Origin of the sequence: Roseibium aquae, from assembly GCF_008711285.1 — a bacterium.
Lineage (GTDB): Bacteria > Pseudomonadota > Alphaproteobacteria > Rhizobiales > Stappiaceae > Roseibium > Roseibium aquae.
In genome coordinates, this window is record NZ_VXDC01000005.1 from 129,653 (window position 1) to 155,975 (window position 26,323).

The 26,323-nt window shown below is 59.9% G+C and carries 25 protein-coding genes; 16 read left to right on the plus strand and 9 right to left on the minus strand.

Features of this window, described 5'->3' with window-relative positions:
• Positions 1–2: 2 nt before the first annotated feature.
• Positions 3–1,724 (minus strand): AMP-binding protein, encoded by a 1,722-nt coding sequence (locus F0184_RS09460; protein ID WP_150495938.1) that lies wholly within the window; start codon positions 1,722–1,724, stop codon positions 3–5.
• A 273-nt stretch (positions 1,725–1,997) separates the two neighbouring features.
• Positions 1,998–2,207 (minus strand): cold-shock protein, encoded by a 210-nt coding sequence (locus F0184_RS09465; RefSeq protein WP_150495939.1) that lies wholly within the window; start codon positions 2,205–2,207, stop codon positions 1,998–2,000.
• 432 nt (positions 2,208–2,639) lie between these two features.
• Between F0184_RS09465 and msrA the strand changes: the two genes are divergently transcribed.
• A complete protein-coding gene (msrA, locus tag F0184_RS09470) occupies positions 2,640–3,284 on the plus strand; it encodes a peptide-methionine (S)-S-oxide reductase MsrA (protein ID WP_150495940.1) in 645 nt (214 codons plus the stop codon).
• Between the two features lie 93 nt (positions 3,285–3,377).
• On the opposite strand, the gene recQ is transcribed toward msrA, so the two are convergent.
• From recQ to F0184_RS09485, 3 genes are all read right to left on the minus strand, one after another.
• Complete coding sequence (recQ, locus tag F0184_RS09475) at positions 3,378–5,261, minus strand: DNA helicase RecQ (RefSeq protein WP_150495941.1); 1,884 nt, start codon at positions 5,259–5,261, stop codon at positions 3,378–3,380.
• Between the two features lie 105 nt (positions 5,262–5,366).
• Positions 5,367–6,233: a GNAT family N-acetyltransferase gene (locus tag F0184_RS09480; RefSeq protein WP_208998407.1), complete on the minus strand. Its 867-nt coding sequence runs from the start codon at positions 6,231–6,233 to the stop codon at positions 5,367–5,369.
• Between the two features lie 155 nt (positions 6,234–6,388).
• Positions 6,389–6,766: an MAPEG family protein gene (locus F0184_RS09485; RefSeq protein ID WP_150495943.1), complete on the minus strand. Its 378-nt coding sequence runs from the start codon at positions 6,764–6,766 to the stop codon at positions 6,389–6,391.
• 210 nt (positions 6,767–6,976) lie between these two features.
• Between F0184_RS09485 and F0184_RS09490 the strand changes: the two genes are divergently transcribed.
• Positions 6,977–7,327, plus strand: coding sequence for a carboxymuconolactone decarboxylase family protein (locus F0184_RS09490; RefSeq protein WP_150495944.1), 351 nt, complete (start codon positions 6,977–6,979; stop codon positions 7,325–7,327).
• Positions 7,328–7,361: 34 nt separating this feature from the next.
• On the opposite strand, the gene F0184_RS09495 is transcribed toward F0184_RS09490, so the two are convergent.
• On the minus strand, positions 7,362–8,120 hold the full coding sequence (locus F0184_RS09495; RefSeq protein ID WP_172972064.1) for a substrate-binding periplasmic protein: 759 nt from the start codon (positions 8,118–8,120) through the stop codon (positions 7,362–7,364).
• A gap of 420 nt (positions 8,121–8,540) precedes the next feature.
• Between F0184_RS09495 and F0184_RS09500 the strand changes: the two genes are divergently transcribed.
• The 4 genes from F0184_RS09500 to F0184_RS21035 all read left to right on the plus strand — a co-directional run bounded on the left by F0184_RS09500 (position 8,541) and on the right by F0184_RS21035 (position 10,685).
• Positions 8,541–8,918, plus strand: a complete 378-nt coding sequence (locus F0184_RS09500) for a low molecular weight phosphatase family protein (protein WP_206668327.1) — start codon at positions 8,541–8,543, stop codon at positions 8,916–8,918.
• A 208-nt stretch (positions 8,919–9,126) separates the two neighbouring features.
• Positions 9,127–9,660, plus strand: coding sequence for a protease inhibitor Inh/omp19 family protein (locus tag F0184_RS09505; protein WP_150495947.1), 534 nt, complete (start codon positions 9,127–9,129; stop codon positions 9,658–9,660).
• Between the two features lie 76 nt (positions 9,661–9,736).
• A complete protein-coding gene (locus F0184_RS09510) occupies positions 9,737–10,522 on the plus strand; it encodes a DUF7662 domain-containing protein (RefSeq protein WP_150495948.1) in 786 nt (261 codons plus the stop codon).
• Between the two features lie 40 nt (positions 10,523–10,562).
• The gene (locus F0184_RS21035) at positions 10,563–10,685 is read left to right on the plus strand and encodes a hypothetical protein (protein WP_280176937.1); all 123 of its coding nucleotides are present in this window, start codon (positions 10,563–10,565) and stop codon (positions 10,683–10,685) included.
• Between the two features lie 36 nt (positions 10,686–10,721).
• On the opposite strand, the gene F0184_RS09515 is transcribed toward F0184_RS21035, so the two are convergent.
• A complete protein-coding gene (locus tag F0184_RS09515; protein WP_150495949.1) occupies positions 10,722–11,252 on the minus strand; it encodes a GrpB family protein in 531 nt (176 codons plus the stop codon).
• A gap of 193 nt (positions 11,253–11,445) precedes the next feature.
• On the opposite strand from F0184_RS09515, the gene zapE reads away from it, so the two are divergent.
• The 9 genes from zapE to F0184_RS09560 all read left to right on the plus strand — a co-directional run bounded on the left by zapE (position 11,446) and on the right by F0184_RS09560 (position 24,624).
• A complete protein-coding gene (gene zapE, locus F0184_RS09520; RefSeq protein ID WP_150495950.1) occupies positions 11,446–12,615 on the plus strand; it encodes a cell division protein ZapE in 1,170 nt (389 codons plus the stop codon).
• A gap of 160 nt (positions 12,616–12,775) precedes the next feature.
• Entirely contained in the window at positions 12,776–13,744 is a 969-nt protein-coding gene (gene mdh, locus F0184_RS09525) for a malate dehydrogenase (RefSeq protein WP_150495951.1), read from the plus strand.
• A gap of 74 nt (positions 13,745–13,818) precedes the next feature.
• Positions 13,819–15,018, plus strand: a complete 1,200-nt coding sequence (sucC, locus tag F0184_RS09530) for an ADP-forming succinate--CoA ligase subunit beta (protein WP_150495952.1) — start codon at positions 13,819–13,821, stop codon at positions 15,016–15,018.
• Complete coding sequence (gene sucD, locus F0184_RS09535; RefSeq protein WP_150495953.1) at positions 15,019–15,927, plus strand: succinate--CoA ligase subunit alpha; 909 nt, start codon at positions 15,019–15,021, stop codon at positions 15,925–15,927.
• A 206-nt stretch (positions 15,928–16,133) separates the two neighbouring features.
• A complete protein-coding gene (locus F0184_RS09540) occupies positions 16,134–19,115 on the plus strand; it encodes a 2-oxoglutarate dehydrogenase E1 component (protein WP_150495954.1) in 2,982 nt (993 codons plus the stop codon).
• A gap of 69 nt (positions 19,116–19,184) precedes the next feature.
• On the plus strand, positions 19,185–20,714 hold the full coding sequence (gene odhB / locus F0184_RS09545) for a 2-oxoglutarate dehydrogenase complex dihydrolipoyllysine-residue succinyltransferase (protein ID WP_150495955.1): 1,530 nt from the start codon (positions 19,185–19,187) through the stop codon (positions 20,712–20,714).
• Between the two features lie 30 nt (positions 20,715–20,744).
• Positions 20,745–21,359 (plus strand): LysE family translocator, encoded by a 615-nt coding sequence (locus F0184_RS09550; RefSeq protein ID WP_150495956.1) that lies wholly within the window; start codon positions 20,745–20,747, stop codon positions 21,357–21,359.
• Positions 21,360–21,570: 211 nt separating this feature from the next.
• Positions 21,571–22,974, plus strand: a complete 1,404-nt coding sequence (gene lpdA / locus F0184_RS09555) for a dihydrolipoyl dehydrogenase (RefSeq protein ID WP_150495957.1) — start codon at positions 21,571–21,573, stop codon at positions 22,972–22,974.
• Between the two features lie 258 nt (positions 22,975–23,232).
• Entirely contained in the window at positions 23,233–24,624 is a 1,392-nt protein-coding gene (locus F0184_RS09560) for a 5'-nucleotidase C-terminal domain-containing protein (RefSeq protein ID WP_150495958.1), read from the plus strand.
• Between the two features lie 180 nt (positions 24,625–24,804).
• On the opposite strand, the gene F0184_RS09565 is transcribed toward F0184_RS09560, so the two are convergent.
• Positions 24,805–25,224 (minus strand): MerR family transcriptional regulator, encoded by a 420-nt coding sequence (locus F0184_RS09565; protein WP_150495959.1) that lies wholly within the window; start codon positions 25,222–25,224, stop codon positions 24,805–24,807.
• Positions 25,225–25,294: 70 nt separating this feature from the next.
• On the opposite strand from F0184_RS09565, the gene F0184_RS09570 reads away from it, so the two are divergent.
• Entirely contained in the window at positions 25,295–25,996 is a 702-nt protein-coding gene (locus F0184_RS09570; protein ID WP_150495960.1) for a cation efflux transmembrane domain-containing protein, read from the plus strand.
• A 64-nt stretch (positions 25,997–26,060) separates the two neighbouring features.
• On the opposite strand, the gene F0184_RS09575 is transcribed toward F0184_RS09570, so the two are convergent.
• Positions 26,061–26,291: a hypothetical protein gene (locus F0184_RS09575; RefSeq protein WP_150495961.1), complete on the minus strand. Its 231-nt coding sequence runs from the start codon at positions 26,289–26,291 to the stop codon at positions 26,061–26,063.
• Between the last annotated feature and the right edge of the window lie 32 nt (positions 26,292–26,323).

The window sequence follows — 26,323 nt, forward strand, 5'->3', positions numbered from 1 at the left end:
GATCACTCCGCCGCCAGGCTGCGCAGTTCTTCCGCGCGCAGGTCTTTTCTCAAGATCTTCCCGACATTCGACTTCGGCAACTCGCTGCGGAACTCGATCTGTTTGGGCACTTTGTAGGCGGTCAAATGCTCCTTGCAATGCGCCCGGATGTCAGCCGCCGTCAGGCTCTTGTCACTCAGGACGATGAAGGCCTTTACCGCTTCCCCGGTTGCCGCGTCGGGCACACCGATCACCGCGGATTCGAAAATGCCGGGGTGGCTGGCAAGGCAATCCTCGACTTCGTTGGGATAGACATTGAAGCCGGAGACCACCACCATGTCCTTCTTTCGATCCACAATGGTGAAGTATCCATCGGGATCCATGACGCCGATATCGCCGGTCAAAAACCAGCCGTCCCGCATCACGGCGGCAGTTTCCTCCGGCTTTTTCCAATAGCCTGCCATCACCTGCGGCCCTTTGGCCGCGATCTCGCCGCGCGTCCCTTGCGGCACCGGCTGGCCGGTTTCGTCCACACACCGCAACAAGGTTGAAGGAACGGGCACACCGATCGAACCGTCCCGTGTCTTTCCCATGGGATTGAAACTCAGGACCGGCGAAGTCTCCGTCAGACCATAGCCTTGCAAGACCGTTTTGCCAGTCACCGCCTCCCAGCGCCTTGCGACATCGGCCTGGAGGGCCATGCCGCCGGCCGAGGCAAGCTTGAGGTGCCTTGGCGGACTGTCGCGGAACCATAGCTCGTTGTTCAGTCCGTTGAACAGGGTGTTCACCCCGCTCATCCAGGTGATCTTGTAGTTCTCGAATGCCCGTTTGAGATTTGTGAGCGGTCTGGGGCTGGGGATCAGGATGTTTCGCCCTCCGACCCAAAAGAAGGCTAGAAAATTCACCGTGAACGCGAAGATGTGATACATCGGCAAGGCCGTGAGCGCGACTTCCGTTCCCCGTTTGATCGCCGGGATCATTTCGAGCGACTGCTCCATGTTCATGATCAGGTTCTTGTGGGTGAGCATCGCACCTTTGGCCACGCCTGTCGTTCCGCCGGTATATTGCAAACATGCGAGATCGTCGGGCGCGATGTCCTGGTGATAAGCGTCCACCTCGATATGATCCTGCGCTTGATGCGTCCGTCCGGCGGCAAGCGCATCCGGGAACCGGATATGGGGAACCTCGATCGGTTTGACGGACCGGTCCCAGTATTTTTGAACCAGCCCTATGATCTCCCTTGGCAGGCTGGGGAGAAACTCCGCCACCCGGGTGACAATAATGTTTGGAATGGGATGCCCGCGGGTCGCTGCCGGGATCTTCTCGGCGAACATGTCGGCAATGACCAGGGCGTGCGGTTCGCAGTCCAGGAATTGCCGCGCCATTTCATCTGCCGTGTAGAGCGGATTGACATTCACCAGCACGCAGCCGGCTTTCAAGACGCCAAAGGCGGCAACCGGAAAGGCGAGGCCATTTGGCATTTGCAGGGCCACGCGGTCGCCCTTTGTCAGCCCCGCAACTTCCCTCAGATAAACGGCAAAGGCATCTGACATCTCGTCGACCTGCTGGAACGTCAGTGTGCCGTTCATGCCATTGGGCATGCAAGTGGTGAACGCCGGAGCGCTGGCGTATGTGTTGGCAACCGACCGCACCAGGGCACCGATGTTCCGGTAGGATGGCGCATCAATGTCCGTCCGCATCTCTGGTTCGTAATAGGCCGCCCAAGGGCGATCATCTGCCGTCATCGTCTGCCTCCCGTGCCGGTCCCGATCGAATGCCCTTGGAAAGGGTGCTTTCTTGGTGAAGCGGGAATCCAGAAAGCTACCATAGGATGTGTGGCGGGCGAGCAAAAGTAATTTGCATCAGGGGCGGTGGAGCAGGAGCGTCCCGGGCAGGCCGATGCACCTGACGCCGATCCGGCAAGGCAGGATGACAACAAAAAAGGCCGGGGTGATCCGGCCTTTCGCTTATTGAACAGCGCACCGCCTGTGCAGAACGGCGGTTTGGCGCGTCAAATATTATACTTCTTGGAGGTTGTCGGCGGCGGACTTGCCGGAGCGGCGGTCCTGAACAACTTCGAAGCTGACTTTTTGGCCTTCGTTCAGCGTGCGCATTCCGGCGCGCTCGACTGCGGAAATGTGAACGAAAACGTCGTTCGAGCCGTCTTCCGGCTGAATGAAGCCATAGCCTTTGTCGGAATTGAAGAATTTTACGGTACCGATGGTCATAACGATGTCCTTTCAATCGGTCAGTGTAGGTTACGCAGAACGCACATGCATCCTGCGAGGGATCGTCGACGTTGAAGGGAAATTCGTTAGAAACACGGCGAACCGCGCAGTACCAAGTTCCGGCAAACAAGATCGATGCGCTTCTCATAGCGGATTTCGATGGTCAAAAAAAGACAGTGCTGCGAAAATAGTTTGTCCATCCGTTGTTTTTGGGTTCCGGTTTGAGACGGTGGAGTGATTGTCTATCCTTTTCCGGCTGTGTCAGCCGGTCCGGTTGCAGCGGCGGCAGAGTCAGACCCCGCATGCCGTGATGTGTTGACAGGCCATACTCACAAATGGATCACGCGGTTTTGCTGATTGGGCATCGGTTTGTCAGTTGTTTGACGCTGGATGTGCCTTAACTGGGAAGGCAATTCGAACGGAGGAGCGCACATGAAACGCTTTACACCCCATGCCCTTGCTTTTGCGCTTGCCTGCGGTGGCATGGGCAATCCCGCCAAGGCGGAAACGGCTTTGTTCGCCGGTGGTTGCTTTTGGTGCGTGGAGGCTGATCTTCAAAAGCTCCCGGGGGTGAAGGATGTCATTTCCGGCTATGCGGGTGGGCAAACCGAAAATCCGACTTACAAGACCTACGAAAGCGGCGGGCACCGCGAAGTCGTGAAGGTGGAATTTGACGAAAGCCAGATCAGCTATCGCGAACTGACCGACATTTTCCTGCGCACGATCGATGTGACCGACGCGGGTGGGCAGTTTTGCGACCGGGGCTATGGTTATTCCAGCGCGATTTATCCGCTGAATGAAGCCCAGGCGAAAGCCGCGAGCGCGGCCGTTGCGGACGCGGAAAAAAGCCTCGATCGGAAGATCTTCACTCCGGTCGAAGGACCGGCCGTCTTCTGGCCAGCGGAGGATTTTCACCAAGAATACTACCGCAGCGATGTCCGGACTTTGACCCGGTTCGGCTATGTGACCCGCGCCGATGCCTACCAAGGCTACCGGCAGGCCTGCCGGCGGGATGAAACGGTCAGGCGGGTTTGGGGCGAACAAGCCTTCAAGGGGATTCCCGGCATGGGGTCGTGACCGGCGCTGTGCGTTGCGTCCCGGAGCCATTCTGGTTCAGGTTGAAGCGGTAAGTAAGATCCAATCTTGTCGAGAAGCGCTCGAGAGCGCCGTCTATAATTCGGCTTCGAATTCGGCGACGGCGTCGAGGAAAACGGCGCCATAACGTTCAAGCTTGGATTGTCCGACACCGGAAACATCGAGGAGCCCGGCGGGTGTCGCCGGGCGGGCCCGGACGATCCCCGCCAAGGTGGCGTCAGGGAAAACGACATAGGGCGGCACGCCGTTTTCCTTCGCAATCTGGGACCGGAGGCGGCGGAGCCGTTCAAAGAGGTGCCGGTCGTCGCTATCCAGATCGTCGGCAACACTCCCCATCCGGGCGCCATGTGCCTGGCGCAGGCCCTTCGCTCCGCGGTCCCGCCGGAGCATGACCCTTTCCTCTCCGCGCAACACCGAGCGCGCTGCGCCATTCAGCGTGAGTGCGCCGAAATTCTGATGGTCCACGTCAAGCCAGCCGGCCGCGACCAACTGCCGGACCACGGATTGCCAAGTCTTCGCGGAGTGATCCTGTCCGATGCCGAAAACGGACAATTGGCCGTGTTGGAACCGGTCCGTCTTTTCGGTTTCCTTGCCCAGAAGGACGTCGATCACGTGACCGGCGCCGAACCGCTGGCCGGTCCTGTAGACGGCGGACATCAACTTTTGGGCAGCCTCTGTACCGTCCCAGGTTTCCACCGGAGCCAGGCACGTGTCGCAATTGCCACAGGGCTGCGGATAGACTTCACCGAAATGCGCCAACAACGCTTGCCGGCGGCAGCGGGCGGTTTCGCAAATGCCGAGGAGAGCGTTGAGCTTGGCTTGCTCGGCCCGCTTGATTTCCTCCGGCGCATCTCCCTCGGCAATCATGCGTCGGCGTTGGACCACATCCGCCATGCCGTAGGCCATGAAGGCCTCCGAGGGCTGTCCGTCACGGCCCGCCCTGCCGGTTTCCTGGTAGTAGGCTTCGACGGACGAGGGAAGATCCAGATGGGCGACGAACCGGACATCCGGCTTGTCGATGCCCATTCCGAAGGCGACCGTGGCAACCAGGCACAGTCCCTCTTCATGTAGAAACGCATCCTGGTGGGCAGCCCTCAGCTCGGGCGCCAGGCCAGCGTGATAGGGCAGGGCCCGGATTCCCTTCGCCGTTAGCCACTGTGCGATGTCTTCCACCTTGGCACGCGACAAGCAGTAGACGATGCCGCTTTCGCCGCGGTGGCGGGACAGAAAATCCAGCAACTGTTGCCGTTGATTGGTCCGTTCGACGATCTCGTAGCGGATATTCGGGCGGTCGAAACTCGTTTGAAAGACCTTGGCGTCTTCAAGCCGCAGGCGGGCTTGAAGGTCCTTTTGCGTGTGGGGATCGGCCGTGGCGGTCAGGGCGACGCGCGGAACACCTGGATACCGGTCGCACAAAACAGACAGGTTCAGGTATTCCGGGCGGAAATCGTGCCCCCATTGGCTCACGCAGTGCGCTTCATCGATGGCAAAGAGCGACAGAGGAATCGTATCAAGCAGCCGGAGAAAGCCTTCGTTGGCCAAACGTTCGGGCGTCACATAGAGAAGCGCGAGGTCCCCATCGCGTATCTGGGCCAGAACCCTTTCCCTTTCATCCTGGGACAGTCCCGAGTTCAGGGCGGCTGCGGATACGCCGGCCGCTTGCAAGGCGCCGACCTGGTCCTTCATGAGCGCAATCAGAGGGGAAACCACTATGCCGAGGCCGCGGCGGCAGAGCGCCGGGATCTGATAGCACAAGGATTTGCCCGCCCCGGTGGGAAACAGCACAACAGCATCCCGCCCGGCAACCAGCGTATCGATCACCTCCCCCTGACGGCCTCGAAAAGAGGAATAGCCAAACACGGATTCAAGGATTGCCTTCGGGTCGCGCAAAACGGACGCGCGCGGCCGCGGCACGGCCGGGTCTGGAAAATTCTCGGAATGCACGGATGGTGAGGACATGAACGGTTTTGAAGCTTGATGGATCCTTGCCACACTTCCTTATTCGCGGCCCGTCATCAATGGGCTGCCTTCAGAAAGCGGGGGATCTATCGCTTCCGGGAAGTTTTAGACGAAGTCGGCGTCGGGATTTGCGGCCAAAGTCTCGGCGCAGTGGACGCGCATGCGCTCTGTGATGTCTGCAAGGTCTCCGGAAACCAGCTCTGGATCGATCGGTTTGCCGAAGTGAACCGTGAACCTCGCGTTTTTCTTGTTCAGGAGTTCGTTGAACACCGTCATGTCCCGCAGCTCGGTCGAGACGCGGGCAAGAAAGTAGAACAGCCCGGAATTGCGGCCACCCATATGCACCGGAATGATCGGCGTCTTGTTCTTTCGCGCAAGAGCCACAGCCGATGTCATCCACGGGCGTTCCGTCAATTTTCCGTCGTGCCAGTAAGCGAGCCGCCCGGACGGGAAAAGCACCACGGCCTTGCCCTTGTCGAAGGCGGATGCGGCCAAACGGAGTGTCTCCTTGGTCTTTTCGCGGCTTTTGAAGTCGGCGCGCCATTCGACCGGAACAATCATGTCCGAAAGACGGGGATTGATCCGGATTGCATCCCGGTTGGCGAAGATTGAAAGGTCGGACCGCCGGGCCTTGATCGCGTCGTAGAGCACAATCCCGTCAGCGATGCCTGTGGGATGATTGGAAACAAGAACTACCGGCCCTTCGGCGGGAACACGGCTCAAGCCTTTGGTCGTGACATTGACACGCAAGAGGTCGCTTACATGGGAAAAGACGCTTTCAGCATCCATCTGACCAATGGCATCGGCCATTTCCACTGCGGAATGATATCGCAGGATCTTGTAGGCGAACGGACGGATGAGCGGCCACCAGGGACTGGCCATCACCTTTTGCCCGCGCTCGCAAATAAGCGTGTCGACGATATGGTCACGCGTGTAATGCGCGGCAAATGAACCAGCACTACTGGTGGTCAAAGTCGACGTCGATTGATCACTGTTTGGCACAAAAACACCTTTGGCGGTTCGCCTGTGCGCTGTTCTTCAACCCATGCGTAACCGGTTCCGGCGCCCTACGCAAATTCCGAATGGATCTGGCGAACCTCACTACAGCGCATTGTGTGACGATGGTCTCAGCTCCACAGTGGGCTGGTAAAGATCGCGGCGCATGTCAGGAAACCGGTGGCCCACGCTATCGATCTTGGGGTTGCACGGTCGGTCCAATAGGCGAACGTGTAAATGATCCGCAAGCCGATGAACAAAACCGCCAGCCTGTCGATCAAATCGGCGGAGCCGCCCTGGCCGAGCCCCACGATTACGGAAATCGCGAAAAAGGGGAAGGCCTCGAAACCGTTGGACTGCGCGGATTGGGCACGGCGCCGGAAGCCGTCCTTCCAATACTCAGGGTCACGCGGGTTTGCGTTGTCAAACTCCTTGTTAAGTTTGGCGGGAAAGGCCGCCAAAATCGGCAGTATCGCCGCCACGAGAATGCACCAGATCGAAATGGGCAAACTGATATCCTTCGTTTTGAAATCGGGGACCCTGCCGTTCAGACGGTATCGACCGTATCGCTTAGCCGGCATCGCAGGGTCTTTGGGTAATGAAACATCACGACAATTGCTTGAAATCAACGCCGCATCGAAAAAAAGGGACGACCTTGCGGCGCGATCACTGTCGCGTCCGGGGCGCCCCGGCGCGCTATTCAGAACGGAGACAATCACATGGCGGTGTCGAATTGGCAGGATTTCATTACCCAAACGGATGGCCGGATGGCGGATGTCCGAAAAGGGATTCCCGATGTCGCCAAGGGCTTCCATGAACTTGCCCGCGCGGCCATCGCTCCGGGGGCGCTGGATTCCAAGACCAAGGAGCTCATCGCACTGGCGATCGGGATTACCGCCCGATGTGACGGTTGCCTTGCCTATCATGCCAAGGCGGCTGCCAGATATGGAGCCACCCGCCAGGAAATCGTCGAGACAATTGGAGTGGCCGTTTACATGGGCGGCGGTCCATCGATGATTTATGGTGCGGAGGCGTTGGCCGCCTTCGATGCGTTTGCCGAGCCCGAATGAGGGCCTCCAGCCGAAGAAACGCAGCGGGGCGATATCAATTCGTCAACGGACCCAGCCCGTAGTCGGCCAGAATGCTTTTGTGAATTCCGTTTTCCTTGATTGTCTCAAGGGCGGTTCTCAAGCGCTGGACCAGAGCCGGGTCCGTGTCCTTGTGAACGGCGACGTAGAGATAGCCGCTAAGCGGTGCGATCGGAAACGCCTTCACAAATGGGGCGTCCTCCATACCGAGCTTGTTGAGTTCATAAGTCAGTACGGCGTCATCGATGGCGATCAGGTCGAGCCGCTTCATGGTGAGCTTTCGGATATTGAGGATATCCTGATCCACCGGGCTGAGATTTTCAAAACCCTTGCTGCGGAGAAACTGGTGCTTTGCGTCCTCGATGTAGACGCCGACATGCAGATCCCGGGCATCCTCGATCCGGTTGATCGTGATGTCGTCACGATCAACATGGCGGTAGAGCGAAGCGCCGAAAGGCGCAATGGTCCCGATCCATGTGAATAGATCTTCCCGGTCGCGGGTCCGGGCGATCGGAAAAATCACCGTGTTCTTGAGGACTTGGGCCGTGTGATAGGCACGCGCCCACGGCATGAACTGGAGATCGGCCGGCAATCCGGCTTCAGTCAGAAGTGCCTTAATTGTCTCCGCGCCAACGCCTTTCACCTCGTTGTTCTCGATATAGGAGAATGGAGGGAGATCCTCGGTGACCACGGTGATGTCGGTTGCCTCAGAAGCGGCTTGAAGCGCGAAGGCAAACGTTATCAAGGCTCCGATGATGTATGGGACAATTCGCATGCCGGCCATCCTGATCAAGGCCATGTTTCACTTCCGCATAGCCGAATTCTTACCGAGGGAGTCTGAAAACCCGGCATTGAAGAATGATTAATTCGACTGGATACGAATTGGGTCACATTGACGGTTTTTGAAAAAAAGAGCTTTGTTCCTTTAGGCCGGTTCATTCCACTCGGTTTATTTAACAGTTATCGTAAATTATGACGATTAATACACGGGCGGTGCGCGGGAAAGCTGATTTCAGACCGCCAAGCGGTGGTTTTCTTTCGAATTGTCATTTGCCGGTCGCGCGATCGCAGTAGACGGCGCGGTGTCGAAACTTGTGTTGTTCGTTGAAACATCCCGAGGGTCCCCATGCCAAAGACGACCATCCTTTTCGTATGCCCGGACAATGCCCTTTTGAGTCCGTTGGCGGAGTGCTACGTGAATCAGTGTGGAGGCGGGCTTGTGCGCGCGTTTTCGGCCGGTCTCGATCCTTGCTCCGCCGCCCATCCGGCGTTGCACGGGCTGCTCGAATCGACGGGACTTCATGGTCGAGAATTGCAGCCGAAAAGCCTCGACGTGTTTTTTCTGCCCCATGCCCCCATCATTGACCGGATGATCCTGTTGTCCGGGGTGGTTCCAAGCCAGATCCCGGCTCACATCCAGTCGGCTGTGGACCGCCAGGATTGGCCAATTGCCGTGGAGGAGCCCGGCGGTCCCAACGGGCCACGCCGGGCTTACCGGCAAATCCGCGACTCGATAGACCGCATGCTCGGCCGGTCTGTTCTGATGGCCCGGGACGCGCGCCGCGTTGCGTGATCCAGATTTCTCGGCCGCCGGCTCTCAAGTCCCGGAAGCTCCGATGTCGAGAGGGGTTGAATATGCCGGTTGCAGGGTTGTTTCGCCTTCAGCGGCGCGTTTAAAGGCGAAAAAGTGCCGAAAATCCTGCGGGACCTTTTGCGGGATCACCACATTCTGGACTAACACGGTTCTTAATGTGCCTGCGCGGAACAAGGATTGATTCGGAATGAAAGCATTTTTCAAGGTTGCTCTGGTCATCGGTGTCGTAGCCACAGTTGCCGGCTGCCAACGGCTCTCCGGAAACCGGAATTACGCGACACCCCTGCCTGCGGCGCCCACCACGCCGATCGGCGAGGCAACGCTCCAGCCTCTTGATCCCAATGCACCGCCCCCCGGGACGGTGCTGGACCCGCAGGCCAGTCCGCAAGGGACAGAGTTCGCGTCCGCCGCGCCCGTAGCAGAACCGGTGGATGCGGTTGCAGTTGACCGCAGCGACATGCTCGGCGGGTGGAAACTCGCCTCCGGCGGAGACAATTGCATGGCGTTCATGACCTTGACCACCTGGGCGGGTGGTTATAGGGCCAATACACGCGGTTGTTCGAGCCCCGTCCTGTCCGGGATTTCGGCATGGGACCTTCAAGGCAAGCAGGTGATCTTGAAAGACAATAATGGGGGCGTGGTTGCGCAGCTCTATGCCGGCGCCGGCGGGCGGTTCAACGGCCAAACGGCGGCTGGCGCGCCTGTTTCTCTGTTCCGTTAGCAACTATAAGTAATTTTATCTGGACTGTTCGCCTTTTGGGTGTAAACTTTGCCCGGTGGAGGAAAGGCAGTTCAGAATGTCGAAATACGACCCTTTGCGCGAACACCTCGCGCGCCTTGAAGATGTTGTCTGGGCGGCCAAACTTGATGACTTGGAAGAAATTCTGGGATCGGCCTTGCCGCGCAGCGCCCGTGAGCACCGGACCTGGTGGGCAAATTCCGGAGGAAGCCTTGTCCATCAGAACGCCTGGCTGGACGCGGGCTGGCGGGTTGAGCGGACGGACTTGCCGAGAGATGTCGTCGTGTTTCGCCGGCTTCGGATTGGCGGGACGGCCCTCGCCAACGGTGCCGGGAATGCCGGGCGGCCGCGGGCAGAAACCCGTGTGGACCAAGACCGCGTGCTGACCAGAAAAATGGCGCATTTGCGACAGCCGGTCACTGTCACCCTGCGCGCGGAATGGACGGCAATTGGCGATGCCCGCAAGGTGCGATGTTCAGAGAACGCGATCCCGGCTGGGCCCGGGATCCTGCGCGTGGCCTTGCTCGACGGGGCCGAGCCAAGAACGGTGATCTTTCCGACGGAGGCCATTCAGGCCGTTTATCGGCAGATCCGGCTGGCGATGAAGGGGCTGGACGACGCCGCTCTGGCGAGTGCGGACCCTTCCCTGATCAAGGCGCTCGGTCTGAAGAGGGCGACACCCATCGAGTGCGACGTCGTCAGATCCGGTAATGCCTGGCTCCTGACGGACGGCCGCGGCCGGAAGGCCAATCTGGAGGAAAAGGCAGAGCGGGATCTTGTCGGGCATCTCTTGTATATTCAGGAGATCCAGTGTGGCCTTGATGCCCGCATGATGGCGATGTAACCCGCCAAAGCGGTTCCGGTTCGCGATGCCGGACTTTGCGATGCCGGACTTTGCGATGCCGGACTTTGCGATGCCGGACTTTGCGATGCCGGACTTTGCGATGGTGGACTTTGCGATGGTGGCCGGTGGCGGCGGGGAATTGAGGCGTTGGAAAATGCCCTGACCGGCCCTGTGTGACGCCATCAAAAGGCCGTCAAAATCACCCGGTGAGAACGGTCTCGATGAACGCTGTCTTTGATCGCGAATAGCCAGTCCAGTCGCCGTTGGCGCTGTGAAGCTGGGCGGATTGGCGTTTGAGCGTTTCATAGGCCGCACGAAGGTCCTTGCGAGCGCGGAGCTGATCGCGAAACCGTAAACGGTTGCGGGCGCCGGGAGAGCCCGGGAAGCATAGGCACAGGCGGTGACCAACCCGGAACGGGCCGAAACGAGCGGTGTGTGCGCCAATCCGGTTGGCCGCAAAGGTCAGCTGACACTCGTCGGTGGAATACAGAAAGCCAAGATCATCATATCCTTCCCTGACGATGAGACAAACAGCCTCGGCGAGGTCGGAGGCGCTGCGCAAGGTGGCGTCGACATGGATCTTGGGTTTCGCGGCAAGCCCGGCGACGGCCGTTGACCCTACGTGATCATACCGCAAGACCCGTGCGCCGAGCCGGCCGTTCAGGGCTGCGGCGATAGCGGAGAAATCGTTGGCCCATGCTTGGTCATGCTCAACAAGATGGATTGCCATCGAGGGTGCCGTTCATTTTGGAAATTTTATCCATTCAATGAAGAAACGGTGTCTCTCACCCGTGACCTCAACCCGATTCTGGCTTGCATCTGCGACTATTTGACCTTATCCCGCCTGTACCGCGCCGCAGTTTGTGTTCGGCCCCGCGTCCGATCGAATGCCCGGTGCACGACGTCAACGTGATGTTTTGAATATGGACCTGCCGGTAAACCGCGCTCTCGCCGCCAGATATGATGCTTTGGTCGCGTCCGGCGACATTTCCGAGGACCCCGCCCAGCGGGAGGCGGTCCGGCATCTCGACATCTTGAATACAAAACTGGCGGAAACGCGCCTGGCGTCGAAGAAAAGCGCGCTGGGCTGGATGTTCGCCAAAAAGAAGAACGCGCTTTGGGCCTCCGTACAGGGATTGTACATCTGGGGCGGGGTTGGCCGCGGCAAGACCATGCTGATGGATCTCTTTTTTGAGGTCACAGTGATCCGCCGGAAGCGCCGCGCGCATTTTCATGAGTTCATGGCCGATGTCCACGACCGGATCCATGCTCACCGGCAAGCGCTCAAGCGCGGCGAGGTGAAGGGCGATGATCCGATCCCGCCGGTCGCCGCGGACATTGCCGGAGAAACCCGCCTTCTGTGTTTTGACGAGTTCGCGGTCACGGATATCGCGGATGCCATGATCCTGGGCCGGCTGTTCACGCAATTGTTCGAGCGCGGCGTGATCGTGGTCGCGACCTCCAACCGGACACCGGACGATCTCTACAAGGATGGGTTGAACCGCCAGTTGTTCCTGCCCTTCATCAAGCTCTTGAAGAGCCATGCCAAGGTCATCGAACTCGACTCGCAAACGGACTACCGGCTCGAAAAATTGGCCGGGACACCGATCTACATCTCGCCGTTGGGGGCCGCTGCCGATGATCAGCTCAACGGGCTTTGGCAAAAGCTAACTCACGGTGTGGCGCCGCGTTCGGAGGAACTGGAAAACAAGGGCAGGCGGATTCCCGTCCGGGCCGCGGCCGCGGGAGTGGCCCGCTTCACCTTTGAGGAACTGTGCGCGCGGCCCCTCGGCGCAAGCGATTATCTGCGGATTGCCCACGCCTATGGTACGGTTTTCCTGGAAGGGGTGCCCGTGATGGACCGGGCCCGCCGGAACGAGGCCAAGCGCTTCATCAACCTGATTGACACCCTCTATGATACGGGAACCAAGCTGGTGGTCTCGGCGGATGCGGATCCCGCCGGCCTGTATGTCGCTGAGGATGGCAATGAAGCGTTCGAGTTCGATCGGACCGCGTCACGGTTGATTGAAATGCGCTCTGAAACCTACCTGTCCGCCGAACGGCGGGTTGGCGGAGAAACGGAGCTTCCCTAAGCGTAACCCATTGGTTTTAGGGAGGACTACGTAAAGCGGATCCGATCTCGCGCAATATCCTTTCGACGAGGTTGCGCGGGACGAACAAAGGGAGTAGTGCCATCCGCAGTCATTAGCGGATGGTTGAAGTTCCATCTTACGTAAAGGGAAACTTTCGGATATGGCGCGAAACAAAATTGCCTTGATCGGCTCCGGTCAAATTGGGGGCACGCTTGCTCACATGATCGGTTTGAAGGAACTCGGGGACGTCGTCCTTTTCGACATCGCGGACGGTGTGCCGCAAGGCAAGGCGCTGGATATCGCCGAAAGCGCTCCGGTGGACGGTTTCGATGCCAAATACGCTGGCGCGAACGACTATGCGGCCATCGAAGGCTCCGATGTGGTGATCGTGACCGCGGGCGTGCCGCGCAAGCCGGGCATGAGCCGTGACGACCTGCTTGAAATCAACCTGAAGGTGATGGAGCAGGTTGGTGCCGGGATTTCCAAATACGCGCCGAATGCCTTTGTGATCTGTATCACCAACCCGCTCGACGCCATGGTCTGGGCGCTGCAGAAGTTTTCCGGCCTGCCCAAGAACAAGGTGGTCGGTATGGCCGGTGTTCTCGACAGCGCCCGTTTCCGTCACTTCCTGGCTGATGAGTTCAACGTCTCGGTCGAAGATGTGACGGCCTTCGTCCTGGGTGGCCATGGTGACACGATGGTGCCACTCACCCGGTATTCCACCGTTGCCGGCATCCCGCTCACCGATCTGGTCAAGATGGGCTGGTGCACCGCCGAGCGTCTGGAAGAAATTGTACAGCGCACGCGCGATGGCGGCGCGGAAATCGTCGGCCTCTTGAAGACCGGCTCCGCATTCTACGCACCGGCATCTTCCGCGATCTCGATGGCCGAGAGCTACCTCAAGGACAAGAAGCGGGTTCTGCCATGCGCCGCCGCTCTCGATGGACAATACGGCCTGAAGGACACCTATGTGGGTGTGCCGGTCGTCATCGGCGCCGATGGGGTCGAGCGCGTGATCGAGATCGACATGAACTCCGATGAGAAGAGCATGTTCGAAAAGTCCGTGGCGGCTGTCGATGGACTGGTCGAGGCCTGCAAGAAGATCCAGCCAGCTCTCGCCAAGGGCTGATCCGCACCATTTCAAGCGGCCGTCCCCAAGCCTTCCTTTTCAGGGACGGTCCTCCGACAAACCGGGGGAAACACATGAATATCCATGAATATCAGGCCAAGGCCGTGCTGAAGCAATTCGGCGCACCTGTGGCAGAGGGCGTTGCGATTTTCTCGGCCGATGAGGCAGAAGCGGCAGCAAAGTCTCTTCCCGGCCCGCTTTGGGTCGTCAAGTCCCAGATCCACGCCGGTGGCCGCGGCAAGGGCAAGTTCAAGGAACTTGGTCCGGATGCCAAAGGCGGTGTCCGTCTCGCGTTCTCACTGGATGAGGTGACATCTCACGCCAAGGAAATGCTCGGCAACACGCTGGTGACCGCGCAGACAGGTGACGCCGGCAAGGTCGTCAACCGTCTCTATATCGAAGACGGCGCCGACATCGAGCGTGAGTTGTATCTCTCCATCCTCGTCGACCGCACCGTCGGTCGGCCTGCCTTTGTGGTTTCCACCGAAGGCGGCATGGACATCGAGGCCGTTGCGCACGACACGCCGGAAAAGATCATCACCCTCCCGATCGATCCGGACACCGGCGTGACCGAGACGGACAGTGCCAAGCTTTGCGACGCCCTGGAACTGACCGGTCTGGCCCGCGAAGACGGCATGAAACTGTTTCCGATCCTTCACACCGCCTTTGTCGAAAAGGACATGGCGCTTTTGGAAGTGAACCCGCTGATCGTCATGAAGGACGGTCACCTGCGTGTTCTCGATGCCAAGGTCTCCTTCGACGGCAACGCCCTGTTCCGCCACGATGACATCATGGCTCTGCGGGACGAGACGGAAGAAGACGCCAAGGAAATCGAAGCGTCCAAATACGATCTGGCCTATGTGGCGCTCGATGGCGACATCGGCTGCATGGTCAACGGCGCGGGCCTTGCCATGGCGACCATGGACATCATCAAGCTCTACGGCGCAGAGCCGGCCAACTTCCTTGACGTTGGCGGCGGTGCATCCAAGGAGAAGGTGACGGCGGCGTTCAAGATCATCACCTCCGATCCGAACGTGAAGGGCATCCTGGTCAACATCTTCGGCGGCATCATGCGCTGCGACGTGATCGCGGAAGGCGTGATCGCGGCCGTTCAGGACGTCGGCCTCAAGGTTCCGCTCGTTGTCCGCCTGGAAGGCACCAATGTCGAACTTGGCAAGAAGATCATCAACGAAAGCGGTCTGAACGTGATCGCCGCCGACGATCTCGACGACGCCGCCCAGAAAATTGTGAAAGCCGTCAAGGGGGGCGCGTAAATGTCGATCCTCGTCAATAAAGACACGAAAATCATCGTTCAGGGCCTGACCGGCAAGACCGGCACGTTCCACACGGAACAGGCTCTGCAATATTACGGCACCAAGATGGTGGCCGGGGTTCATCCGAAGAAGGGCGGCGAAAGCTGGGCGTCCGGAGTGGATGCGTCGGCCTCGCTGCCGATCTTCGCCACAGTCGGCGAAGCGCGGGAAGCAACCGGCGCCGATGCGTCCGTGATCTATGTCCCGCCGGCAGGCGCGGGCGCGGCGATCATCGAGGCGATCGACGCGGAAGTCCCGTTCATTGTCTGCATCACCGAGGGCATCCCGGTCGCCGACATGGTGAAGGTCAAGGCGAAGCTGGAAAAATCCAAGTCCCGGCTGCTCGGCCCGAACTGCCCCGGCATCCTGACCCCTGAGGAGTGCAAGATCGGCATCATGCCGGGCTCGATCTTCAAGAAGGGCTCTGTCGGTGTTGTCTCCCGTTCCGGAACGCTGACTTACGAGGCGGTGTTCCAGACCTCCAATGCCGGTCTTGGCCAGACCACCGCTGTCGGCATCGGCGGCGACCCGGTCAAGGGCACCGAATTCATCGACGTCCTGGAAATGTTCCTGGCCGACGACGAAACTCAGTCGATCATCATGATCGGCGAAATCGGTGGCTCTGCGGAAGAAGAAGCGGCTCAGTTCCTGAAGGACGAAGCCAAGAAAGGCCGCAAGAAGCCGATGGCCGGCTTTATCGCGGGCCGCACCGCGCCCCCGGGCCGCACCATGGGTCACGCAGGTGCCGTGATCTCCGGCGGCAAGGGCGGAGCCGAAGACAAGATCGCCGCCATGGAAGAGGCCGGGATCAAGGTGTCTCCGTCTCCGGCGAAGCTCGGTGAGACCCTTCTCGAAGTCTTGAAGGGTTAAGACGCGAAATCTGACGGCGGGCGAACGGAATCTGTTTACGTTTGCCCCGTCATGATGAAAGGTAGCGGCTGCGGCGTCCCTAGGGAATGCAGCCGCGATCGAGGGGGTTGGCCCCGGAAGGGTGGCCGGCCTGAAAGGGAACCGGGAGCGGGCGCATCAGACGCCCGCCATAGCATAAGGGCGGAGCAACCCTCCGCTGGATGGACATGGCACGGCAGGAAGCGAACGCCCAATTCGCACTGACGTCGTTGCTTTACGGCGCCAACGCAGCCTATATCGAAGACCTCTACGCACAGTACAAGACCGACCCGAATTCGGTAGAAGCCGATTGGCGGGACTTCTTTGCTGCCTTCCAGGACGAGAAAGACGCGGTGTTGAAGGAAGCCCGCGGCGCTCCCTGGAAACGGGCGGACTGGCCGATTGAAGCCAATGGCGACCTCGTCAACGCGTTTGATGGCAACTGGGCGCCGATCGAGAAAGACCTCGGAGACAAGATCCAGAAAAAGGCGGAAGCAAAAGGCGCCGCGATTTCCGCGGACGAGATCCATCAAGCCACGCGCGATTCCGTGCGCGCCCTGATGATGATCCGCGCCTACCGCATGCGGGGTCACCTGCACGCCGATCTCGACCCGCTCGGCCTCGCCGGCAAGGGCGATCACGAGGAACTGCATCCCTCGTCCTACGGGTTCACGCAGGCCGACTGGGACCGGAAGATCTTTATCGATCACGTTCTCGGGCTCGAATACGCCACCATCCCAGAGATGCTGGATATTCTCAAGCGGACCTATTGCTCGACGCTCGGCGTCGAGTTCATGCACATCTCCGATCCGGCCGCCAAGGCCTGGATCCAGGAGCGGATCGAGGGGCCGGACAAACAGGTCGCCTTCACCCGGGAGGGCAAGCGTGCCATCCTCAACAAGCTGGTCGAGGCCGAAGGCTTCGAGAAGTTCCTGGATGTGAAATACACCGGCACCAAGCGGTTCGGCCTGGATGGTGGTGAGGCGCTGATCCCGGCGCTCGAACAGATCATCAAACGTGGCGGCCAGATGGGCCTGAAGGACATCGTCCTCGGCATGGCGCACCGGGGCCGGCTGAACGTTCTGACCCAGGTGATGGGCAAGCCGCACCGCGCGGTGTTCCACGAGTTCAAGGGCGGTTCCTTCGCTCCCGATGACGTGGAAGGCTCCGGCGATGTGAAGTACCATCTCGGCGCATCCTCCGACCGCTCATTCGACGACAACAACGTGCACCTTTCGCTGACGGCGAACCCGTCGCATCTGGAGATCGTCAATCCGGTCGTGCTCGGAAAGTCCCGGGCCAAGCAGGATCAGCTGTCCGCCGTCGCCGGCCGCTTCATTGAGACGACAGAGGTCGACCGGTCCCAGGTTCTGCCGTTGCTGCTGCATGGCGACGCGGCCTTTGCCGGGCAAGGGGTTGTGGCCGAATGCTTCGGCCTGTCCGCCCTGCGCGGGCACCGGACCGGCGGATCGCTTCATGTGATCATCAACAACCAGATCGGCTTCACCACCAATCCGCGCTATTCCCGGTCGTCGCCTTACCCGTCGGATATGGCCAAAGTGATCGAGGCGCCGATTTTCCATGTCAACGCCGACGATCCGGAAGCCGTAACCTTCGCCGCCAAGATTGCCATCGAGTACCGGCAGACTTTCGGGCGCCCGGTGGTCATCGACATGATCTGCTACCGCCGCTTCGGTCACAACGAAGGGGATGAACCGGCTTTCACGCAGCCGATCATGTACCGCAAGATCCGCAAGCACGCCACGACGCTCCAAATCTACACCGACCGTCTGGTCCAGGAAGGGGTTGTCACGGCCGATGAAGTCGAGGCCATGAAGGCCGAATGGCGCAAGAAGCTCGACGCGGAGTTCGAGGCCGGGCAGTCCTTCAAGCCGAACAAGGCCGACTGGCTGGACGGAAAATGGTCGGGCGTGAAACGCGCGCAGGAAATCGACGATCCCCGCCGCGGCACGACCGGCGTCCCCATCGACGAGCTGAAGGACATCGGCCGCAAGCTGACCGCCATTCCCGATGGGTTCAATGTTCATCGCACAATCGCCCGCTTCCTGAAAAACCGGGAACGGATGGTCGAAACCGGTGAAGGGATTGATTGGGCGACCGCCGAGGCGCTGGCTTTCGCCAGCCTGCTCAATGAAGGTCATCCGGTCCGCTTGTCAGGTCAGGATTGCGAGCGCGGAACGTTCTCCCAGCGCCATTCGGTCCTTTATGACCAGGAAGATGAAAGCCGCTACATCCCCCTCAACCACGTCGGCGAGGGACAGGAGCGTTACGAGGTCATCAACTCGATGCTCTCGGAAGAGGCGGTGCTGGGTTTCGAGTACGGCTATTCCCTTGCAGAGCCGAATGCGCTCACCATGTGGGAGGCGCAGTTCGGTGATTTTGCCAATGGCGCTCAGGTCTTGTTTGACCAGTTCATCTCGTCGGGCGAACGCAAGTGGTTGCGCATGTCTGGTCTGGTCTGTCTTCTTCCCCATGGCTACGAGGGCCAGGGGCCGGAGCACTCCTCCGCGCGGCTGGAGCGCTTCCTGCAATTGTGTGCCGAAGACAATATGCAGGTGGCGAACTGCACGACGCCTGCGAACTACTTCCATATTCTCCGCCGGCAGCTGAAACGGGATATCCGCAAGCCGCTGATTCTGATGACGCCGAAATCGCTCCTGCGACACAAGCGGGTGGTGTCCAAACTGACGGAACTCGGACCGGACTCCACCTTCCACCGGCTGTTGTGGGACGATGCCGAGTATGGCAACTCGGAAACCAAGCTGGTTGCCGACGACAAGATCCGGAAGGTCGTCATGTGCTCCGGCAAGGTCTACTACGATCTGCTGGAAGAGCGCGAGAAGCGCGGCATCGACGACATCTATCTGTTGCGGATCGAGCAGCTCTACCCGTTCCCGAAAAAGGCGCTGATCGAAGAGCTCACGCGCTTCAAGAACGCGGAGATGATCTGGTGTCAGGAGGAGCCCAAGAACATGGGCGGCTGGTTCTTTGTCGAGCCATACATCGAGGAGGTCTTGAACGAGATTGGGGCGAAGCACTCCCGTCCGCGCTTCACAGGCCGCGAAGCGATGGCGTCGACCTCGACCGGTCTCATGTCCACCCATCTCGCCCAGCTTCGGGCGTTCCTCGACGACACATTCTCCGAGTAATTGAAAACGGAGGCTGTCCGGCCTCCGTTTTTCAAGAATTTGGCCAGGTAAATCTAAGAGAAGGCAACCATGGCAACCGAAATTCGCGTGCCCACCCTTGGCGAATCCGTATCTGAGGCAACCATTGCGCAATGGTTCAAGAAGCCGGGCGACAAGATTACGGTCGATGAACCGATCGTTGAACTGGAAACCGACAAGGTGACAGTGGAAGTTCCGGCTCCCGCCTCCGGGACCCTCGAGAGCATTGTCGTCAATGAAGGCGACACGGTCGAAGTCGGTGCCCTGCTCGGTCAGATCGCGGAAGGGGCCGGCGCGGCTGCCGCACCAGCGTCCGCATCCAAGGCCGAAGCGGCTCCGGCGCCGGGCAACGGCGCTTCGGCTTCCGCCGTGATCGATGTCGTGACGCCAAGCGCCGGCGAGTCGGTGACCGAAGCCGAAGTTGGCGAGTGGATGGTGAAGGAAGGCGACACCGTCAAGGCCGATGACACGCTTGTGGAGTTGGAAACGGACAAGGCGGCCCAGGAAATCCCCTCGCCATCCGCTGGAACCGTGGTCAAGATTTTCAAGAAGACCGGCGACACGGTCCAGCCGGGCGATGTTCTGGCCCAGATCGATACGTCCGGCGCAGGGGCCCCGGCTGCGGCCGCTCCGGCCGAAAGCGCACCTGCGGCGCCAGCTCCTGCGGCCGCCGCTGGCGGAACCGCCATGCCTCCCGCGCCAAGTGCGGCCAAAATGATGGCGGAAAACAACCTTTCGTCCGGTCAAGTGGCCGGTTCGGGTAAACGCGGTCAGGTGCTGAAGGGCGATGTGATCGCGGCCGTGGCATCCGGCGCGTCGGCGGCTGCCAGCGCACCGGCGCCGGCCCAGGTCGCGCGCGGTCCGATTGCGGCCGAAGATGAAATGCGCGAAGAGCGCGTGCGCATGACGAAACTGCGCCAGACCATTGCCCGCCGCCTGAAAGATGCCCAGAACGCAGCCGCCATGCTGACCACCTATAACGAGGTGGATATGGGCCCGGTCATGGAACTGCGCAAGCAGTACAAGGATCTGTTCGAGAAAAAGCATGGCGTGAAGCTCGGCTTCATGGGCTTCTTCACCAAGGCCGTGTGCCATGCCCTGAAAGAGATCCCGGCGGTGAATGCCGAGATTGATGGAACCGACATTATCTACAAGAACTTCTGCCATGTCGGCGTGGCCGTTGGCACGGACAAGGGCCTTGTGGTCCCGGTCGTCCGCGATGCGGATCAGATGTCGATCGCCGAGATCGAAAAGGAAATCGGGAATCTCGGACGCAAGGCCCGGGACGGCAAGCTCGGAATGGCCGACATGACGGGGGGCACCTTCACCATTTCCAATGGTGGCGTTTATGGCTCGCTGATGTCCTCGCCGATTCTCAACGCGCCGCAGTCCGGTATTCTGGGCATGCACAAGATCCAGGATCGCCCGATGGCCGTCAACGGCCAGGTGGTGATCCGCCCGATGATGTATCTGGCGCTGTCTTACGACCATCGGATCGTTGACGGAAAGGAAGCCGTGACCTTCCTGGTTCGCGTCAAGGAAAGCCTTGAAGATCCGCAGCGCCTGGTTCTGGATCTTTGATCCGGGGCCAATGACACGGGGGCCACGCTGATGACCTTGGAGTTCCTGATCGCCGCTTTGATTGTGGTGCTCGTTCCAGGCACCGGCGTGGCCTATACGGTGGCCGTCGGCCTTGGCAAAGGCCGGCTGGCGAGCGTGGCGGCCGCCTTCGGCTGCACGCTTGGGATCGTTCCAGCGATTGTCGCGTCCCTGATCGGCGTTTCGGCTCTGCTTCACACAAGCGCGCTTGCTTTTCAGGTCGTGAAATATGCGGGCGTCGCCTATCTGCTGTATCTCGCCTGGCTCACGCTGCGCGACAGCGGGCCGATGGACCTGAAGTCTGACCGGGCTGGTGGCAAAAGTCTCCTTGGCATTGCGGCAAGCGGCACCCTGATCAACGTTCTCAACCCGAAACTGACCGTGTTCTTCCTCGCGTTCTTGCCGCAATTCGTGGATCCGGCAACTGAAAACGCGACGTCCCAAATGCTGGCCATGAGCGCGGTGTTCGTGGCGATGACATTCGCGGTTTTCATTGTCTACGGTCAATTCGCCGCGCTCGCGGGTGAGCGGATCCTTCGCAGCGAGCGGGTTCTGACCTGGCTGCGCCGTTCGATCGCAGCCACCTTTGCGGCCTTCGGCGCGCGGCTTGCGCTGGCTGACCGTTGACGCGGGCCCGCGAGAATGTCCGGTTTGGACATGTTTGGTCTTTCTTCGGGCGGATCTGGTCCAGATCGTCCGCCGGATGACCCCACCAACGGCAGCCCTGGTGGCTGCCGTCCGACAATTCAACTGAACGAGCGTTCGCGCCCTGTCGCAGACGTTCCCTCAACGGCCCGGGTCCGGGCCAACGAACAGGAAAAGGTAAAAGGCGAGCGAAATGGCCCAATATGATCTAGTCGTCATTGGAACCGGCCCGGGCGGATATGTATGCGCGATCAAGGCGGCGCAGCTGGGCCTCAAGACGGCCGTGGTGGAGAAACGCGCGACGCTCGGTGGCACCTGCCTCAACATCGGCTGTATCCCATCCAAGGCGATGCTGCACTCGTCGGAAATGTTCCATGAGGCAGGCCACAGTTTCGAGAAAATGGGCATCAAGGTCGCCAAGCCGAAGCTGGACCTGCCGGCCATGATGGCGAACAAGCAGGACGTCGTGGATGCCAATGTGAACGGCATTTCCTTCTTGATGAAGAAGAACAAGATCGACGTTCACCATGGCACGGGCAAGGTTCTGGGTCAGGGCAAGGTCGAGGTCACTTCGGAAGACGGCAAGGCCACGACGCTCGAGACCCGGAATATCGTGATTGCGACCGGTTCCGATGTCATGCCACTGCCGGGCGTGGAAGTGGACGAAAAGCAGATCGTGTCCTCGACCGGTGCGCTCGAGCTGGAAAAGGTTCCGGGCAAGATGGTGGTCGTTGGCGGCGGTGTCATCGGTCTGGAACTGGGGTCCGTCTGGAGCCGTCTGGGTGCCGAGGTGACGGTTGTCGAATTCATGGACAAGATCCTCGGCCCGATGGACGGCGAGGTCTCCAAGCAGTTCCAGCGCATTCTCAAGAAGCAGGGACTCGACTTCAAACTCTCGTCCAAGGTGACCGGTGTCGATAAGAAGGGCAAAAGTCTGCACGTGTCTGTCGAACCGGCAGCCGGCGGCGACGCCGAAGTCTTGCAGGCCGATATCGTTCTGGTCGCCATCGGCCGCAAGCCCTACACGGAAGGTCTGGGTCTCGAGACAGCCGGGGTTGCGCTGGACGAGCGCGGCCGGGTGAAGATCGACGCGCATTACAAGACCAATGTGGAGGGCATTTACGCGATTGGGGATGTGGTCGTCGGGCCGATGCTTGCCCACAAGGCTGAAGACGAGGGCGTCGCGGTTGCCGAGATCCTCGCCGGGCAAGCCGGGCATGTGAACTATGATGTCATCCCGAATGTGGTCTACACCCAGCCGGAAGTCGCCTCTGTCGGCAAGACGGAAGAAGAACTGAAGGCCGCGGGCATCACTTACAAGTCTGGCAAGTTCGCGTTTTCCGCCAACGGCCGCGCCCGTGCCATGAATGCGACCGACGGGTTTGTTAAGGTTCTGGCGGATGCCGAAACGGACCGGGTTCTGGGGGCGCACATCGTCGGGTTCGGCGCGGGCGACATGATCCACGAAGTCGCGGTTCTGATGGAGTTTGGGGGATCTTCGGAAGATCTGGGCCGGACCTGCCACGCCCATCCAACGATGTCGGAAGCTGTCAAGGAAGCGGCCTTGGATGTGTTCGCCAAACCGATCCATTCCTGAGCGAGCAATTTTTTGAAGCGCAAAAGCCGGACCTCGTGTCCGGCTTTTTGGTTCAAGATCGGCGCATTCGATCCGCTTGCCATGGACACATGAAAGGTCCGGGCGGTGGACGCGGACGGAGCTGCGGAAACGCGCAGAACGGGCAGCGCAACGGAAGGCAACTCGAAGGGTCACAAAAACGTCAACGATTTATTGATAAAATGTAAATGTCAGGTTTCGAAAACCGGAGCCTAATTTCTCAATCGAGGGGAACTCAGCATGTCCAAGCCGCTTTTTGTTCTGGATCGCAGGCTGGTGCTCAAGGCCGGTGCGGCCATCTTGGCAAGTGCCGGCTCACCGGCATGGGCCCAATCCACCCAGCGGTCTCCGGCCGACGCTCTGTTGTTCACGATTTCCGATTTGCACGCGCCTTATGCCCGTCTCCCGAATTTGCTGAAAACAATCGGCACCTTGAAAGCTGAGGCTGGAGTCCCGTGCGCCCTCTTGCTGAATGGCGATGTGTTCGAGCGGGGCAATGTGGTTTGCCAGCGTTCGAACGGAGCGGCCGACTGGGCCTTTCTCGCGGCCCTGGCAGCCCAAATGCCGGTGGTCCTGAATCTTGGCAACCATGAAACCGCGATCCTCGATGACGTGACGCTCTTTCTTGAAAGGGCCGACCGGACCGGTGTCCAGGTGATTTCAAATCTGATCGACCGCCGCACCGGTCAATTCTTTGCCCCCGTCAGCACCCGGCTCGGGCTGGCCGGGCTCGACGTTTCTGTCCTCGGTCTTGCCGCAACCAATCCCTTTGTGTACCGCGAGCCTGTTCGCGACACTCTCACGTTTCTCGATACGGCCCAGTTCGTCAAGGACGCGTTCGACGACACATCCGCCGGCGCCGATTTGGCGATCGCGATGAGCCACGCCGGTTTGGCCGCGGACAAAGGCTATATCGACGGCTTGCCCGAGGGCGCAGTGGTGCAAGGGGCCCATGATCATTTGAGATTCGATATCGATCACAACGGAAAGCTCTATTTCCACGGTGGCAGCTGGGGGGCTTATCTGGGCATTGTATCCTTGACCAAATCGGCGGAGGGAACCCGTGCGGCCTATCGGGCCCAGAGCATCGATCCATCCGAAGGCGGAGACGCCGAACTTGCCGCTTTGATCGAGACCCAAAAGGCGATGCACCTGACGGACGCGGACAAGGAAGTCATCGCCCATATTCCTCAGTCGCTGAGCACGCATGACTCGATTCTCGTCGCAACGGACGCCATGCGTTTGGCGACCGGCGCGGATGTCGCCATGATCGGGCACACGACGTTCGGCGCTCCCCTTGCCGCCGGCGCGCTAACCCGGTTCGATTTCGATGCCTTTGTTCGGTTTGGCGGCGGGTTGATGGTTGCAGATGTTTCCGGCGACCGGCTTGCAGAAATCCTGTTGCGGGCCAATCAGTTCACCGCGCAAACCCTGGAGGGGCGAACCGGCGACTATGTTCATGTGGCCGATGTCCGACTGGACCCGTCCAGAACCTACCGGCTCGCCGTGAACGCGTGGACAGCCAAAAACCAGACCGCCTATCTTGGAACGACCGATCTTGCCTTCAAGGAGGTCAAAGGCCTTGAACTCAAAGCGGTTATCGCGGGTCATTTGGCATCGATCTACAATTAGAGCGGCGGGCGTTCTGTCGGAACGGGTTTCCCGCCCCAAGTGGATCGCTTCCTCAGTGGCCGGGGATCAACGGGGCGGAATTCGAAAAGACATCGCCGGGCTTGGTGCCCGGCTTTCGAATGCGGGCAGCGTTTCTGGCACCAGGCCCATCGTCTGGCGGGAACCAGGGTCCCGTCCGGTTCAGTGCTCGCCCTGGCACATGGCATGGTCCGCGAACGCCTTCAGGACATTACAGTCCGCAACCGCATGATCGCCCGAACAACTCAATACGATCCGCTCCAACTCTGTTTCGAGCTGCCTGAGGTGGGCGATCCGGGCCCTTACGGCGGACAATTGCTCGGTTGCTATCCGGTTGGCGTCACCGCAGGGCCTGTCAGGGTGCTGGCTGAGATCGATTAGCTCCCGGATGGCGTTCATCGGCAGGCCCAGATCCCGGCAATGCCTGAGAAAACTCAGCCGTTCGAGGTCGCTTATTGAATAGCGCCGCTGGTTGCCCCCGGTGCGCACCGGTTCTTCGATCAGGCCCTCCCTTTCATAATAGCGGATTGTCGGCACCTTCACTCCGGCCCGTTTCGACAGTTCTCCGATTGAAAAAGTCATGGCCCTCTTGAACCTCTAGTCACTAGAGGGATTAGACAGGGTCAGGTCTTGTCAAGCAAGGAGAAAAACCATGGCAGGGTGTTGCGGATCCAATGCGAGATTCGATGGCATGTCGCGCGACTACAAGCGCCGGTTATGGGTGGTCATCGTGCTGAACGCGACCATGTTCCTGGTCGAAATGATTGCCGGTCATGCCGCCCGTTCCCAGGCGCTTCAGGCCGATGCCCTCGATTTCTTCGGGGATGCGGTGACCTACGCGATCTCGCTGGCGGTTATCGGCGCGTCGATCCGAACCCGGGCGGCTGCGGCCCTCTTCAAGGGCGGCAGTCTGTTGCTCATGGGGCTCTGGGTGGGCGGATCAACCGTCTATCAGGTCCTGGTTCTGGGGACCCCAAAGGCGGAAATCATGGGCGCGATCGGTCTGCTGGCACTGGCGGTGAACCTGGGCAGCGTTCTTCTTCTGGTGCGCTACAAGGATGGCGATGCCAATGTGCGATCCGTATGGTTGTGTTCGCGCAATGATGCCGTCGGCAATGTTGCGGTGATGTTGGCGGCCCTTGGTGTCTGGGGCACGGCGGCCGCGTGGCCAGATTTGATTGTCGCCGGCCTGATGTCGGCTCTGTTCCTGAATTCTGCGTGGCAAATCCTGGTGCAGGCCGTCTTTGAGTATCGTGGCACGTCGGCCAATCATGCCCCGGTTGAGGCGCCAGTCATACCGCCCCGCCATCACACAATTCGGCCGCAGGTCCACAGTCCAAACACAGATCTATAAAAATACCGCCCGGCTCCCGGTCTTGGCGTGTCGGGCGGCTGAGGCTATCGGGCCGGACTGTGGTTCAGTCGGCTGCCGGTGTCTCGATTGGCTTCTTCGTGTCGGTCATCGACTTGATGAGCGCGTCCGACAGATCGTTTGTGGCGACGGCGACATCGCCATCCTTCACGGTCGGTATCTCGGCAACCGTCATCTTGTCTTTGGATGCGGTTTTACCCCAGCTGCAGGCGCTGGCCGGAACAATGGCAAAGGCCGAGCTGGCCAAAACGGCGAGGGTCAAGGAAAGAACACGCATGCACGCCTCCTCATCGGCAAGCTGCACACCAT

Bases quoted from the DNA above. Each gene is read 5' to 3' on its own strand.
- F0184_RS09460 (WP_150495938.1), bottom strand. From the start codon at position 1,724: ATGACGGCAGATGATCGCCCTTGGGCGGCCTATTACGAACCAGAGATG.
- F0184_RS09465 (WP_150495939.1), bottom strand. From the start codon at position 2,207: ATGACCATCGGTACCGTAAAATTCTTCAATTCCGACAAAGGCTATGGC.
- msrA (WP_150495940.1), top strand. From the start codon at position 2,640: ATGAAACGCTTTACACCCCATGCCCTTGCTTTTGCGCTTGCCTGCGGT.
- recQ (WP_150495941.1), bottom strand. From the start codon at position 5,261: ATGTCCTCACCATCCGTGCATTCCGAGAATTTTCCAGACCCGGCCGTG.
- F0184_RS09490 (WP_150495944.1), top strand. From the start codon at position 6,977: ATGGCGGTGTCGAATTGGCAGGATTTCATTACCCAAACGGATGGCCGG.
- F0184_RS09495 (WP_172972064.1), bottom strand. From the start codon at position 8,120: ATGCGAATTGTCCCATACATCATCGGAGCCTTGATAACGTTTGCCTTC.
- F0184_RS09505 (WP_150495947.1), top strand. From the start codon at position 9,127: ATGAAAGCATTTTTCAAGGTTGCTCTGGTCATCGGTGTCGTAGCCACA.
- F0184_RS09510 (WP_150495948.1), top strand. From the start codon at position 9,737: ATGTCGAAATACGACCCTTTGCGCGAACACCTCGCGCGCCTTGAAGAT.
- F0184_RS21035 (WP_280176937.1), top strand. From the start codon at position 10,563: ATGCCGGACTTTGCGATGCCGGACTTTGCGATGCCGGACTTTGCGATG.
- F0184_RS09515 (WP_150495949.1), bottom strand. From the start codon at position 11,252: ATGGCAATCCATCTTGTTGAGCATGACCAAGCATGGGCCAACGATTTC.
- zapE (WP_150495950.1), top strand. From the start codon at position 11,446: ATGGACCTGCCGGTAAACCGCGCTCTCGCCGCCAGATATGATGCTTTG.
- mdh (WP_150495951.1), top strand. From the start codon at position 12,776: ATGGCGCGAAACAAAATTGCCTTGATCGGCTCCGGTCAAATTGGGGGC.
- sucC (WP_150495952.1), top strand. From the start codon at position 13,819: ATGAATATCCATGAATATCAGGCCAAGGCCGTGCTGAAGCAATTCGGC.
- sucD (WP_150495953.1), top strand. From the start codon at position 15,019: ATGTCGATCCTCGTCAATAAAGACACGAAAATCATCGTTCAGGGCCTG.
- F0184_RS09540 (WP_150495954.1), top strand. From the start codon at position 16,134: ATGGCACGGCAGGAAGCGAACGCCCAATTCGCACTGACGTCGTTGCTT.
- odhB (WP_150495955.1), top strand. From the start codon at position 19,185: ATGGCAACCGAAATTCGCGTGCCCACCCTTGGCGAATCCGTATCTGAG.
- F0184_RS09550 (WP_150495956.1), top strand. From the start codon at position 20,745: ATGACCTTGGAGTTCCTGATCGCCGCTTTGATTGTGGTGCTCGTTCCA.
- lpdA (WP_150495957.1), top strand. From the start codon at position 21,571: ATGGCCCAATATGATCTAGTCGTCATTGGAACCGGCCCGGGCGGATAT.
- F0184_RS09560 (WP_150495958.1), top strand. From the start codon at position 23,233: ATGTCCAAGCCGCTTTTTGTTCTGGATCGCAGGCTGGTGCTCAAGGCC.
- F0184_RS09565 (WP_150495959.1), bottom strand. From the start codon at position 25,224: ATGACTTTTTCAATCGGAGAACTGTCGAAACGGGCCGGAGTGAAGGTG.
- F0184_RS09570 (WP_150495960.1), top strand. From the start codon at position 25,295: ATGGCAGGGTGTTGCGGATCCAATGCGAGATTCGATGGCATGTCGCGC.
- F0184_RS09575 (WP_150495961.1), bottom strand. From the start codon at position 26,291: ATGCGTGTTCTTTCCTTGACCCTCGCCGTTTTGGCCAGCTCGGCCTTT.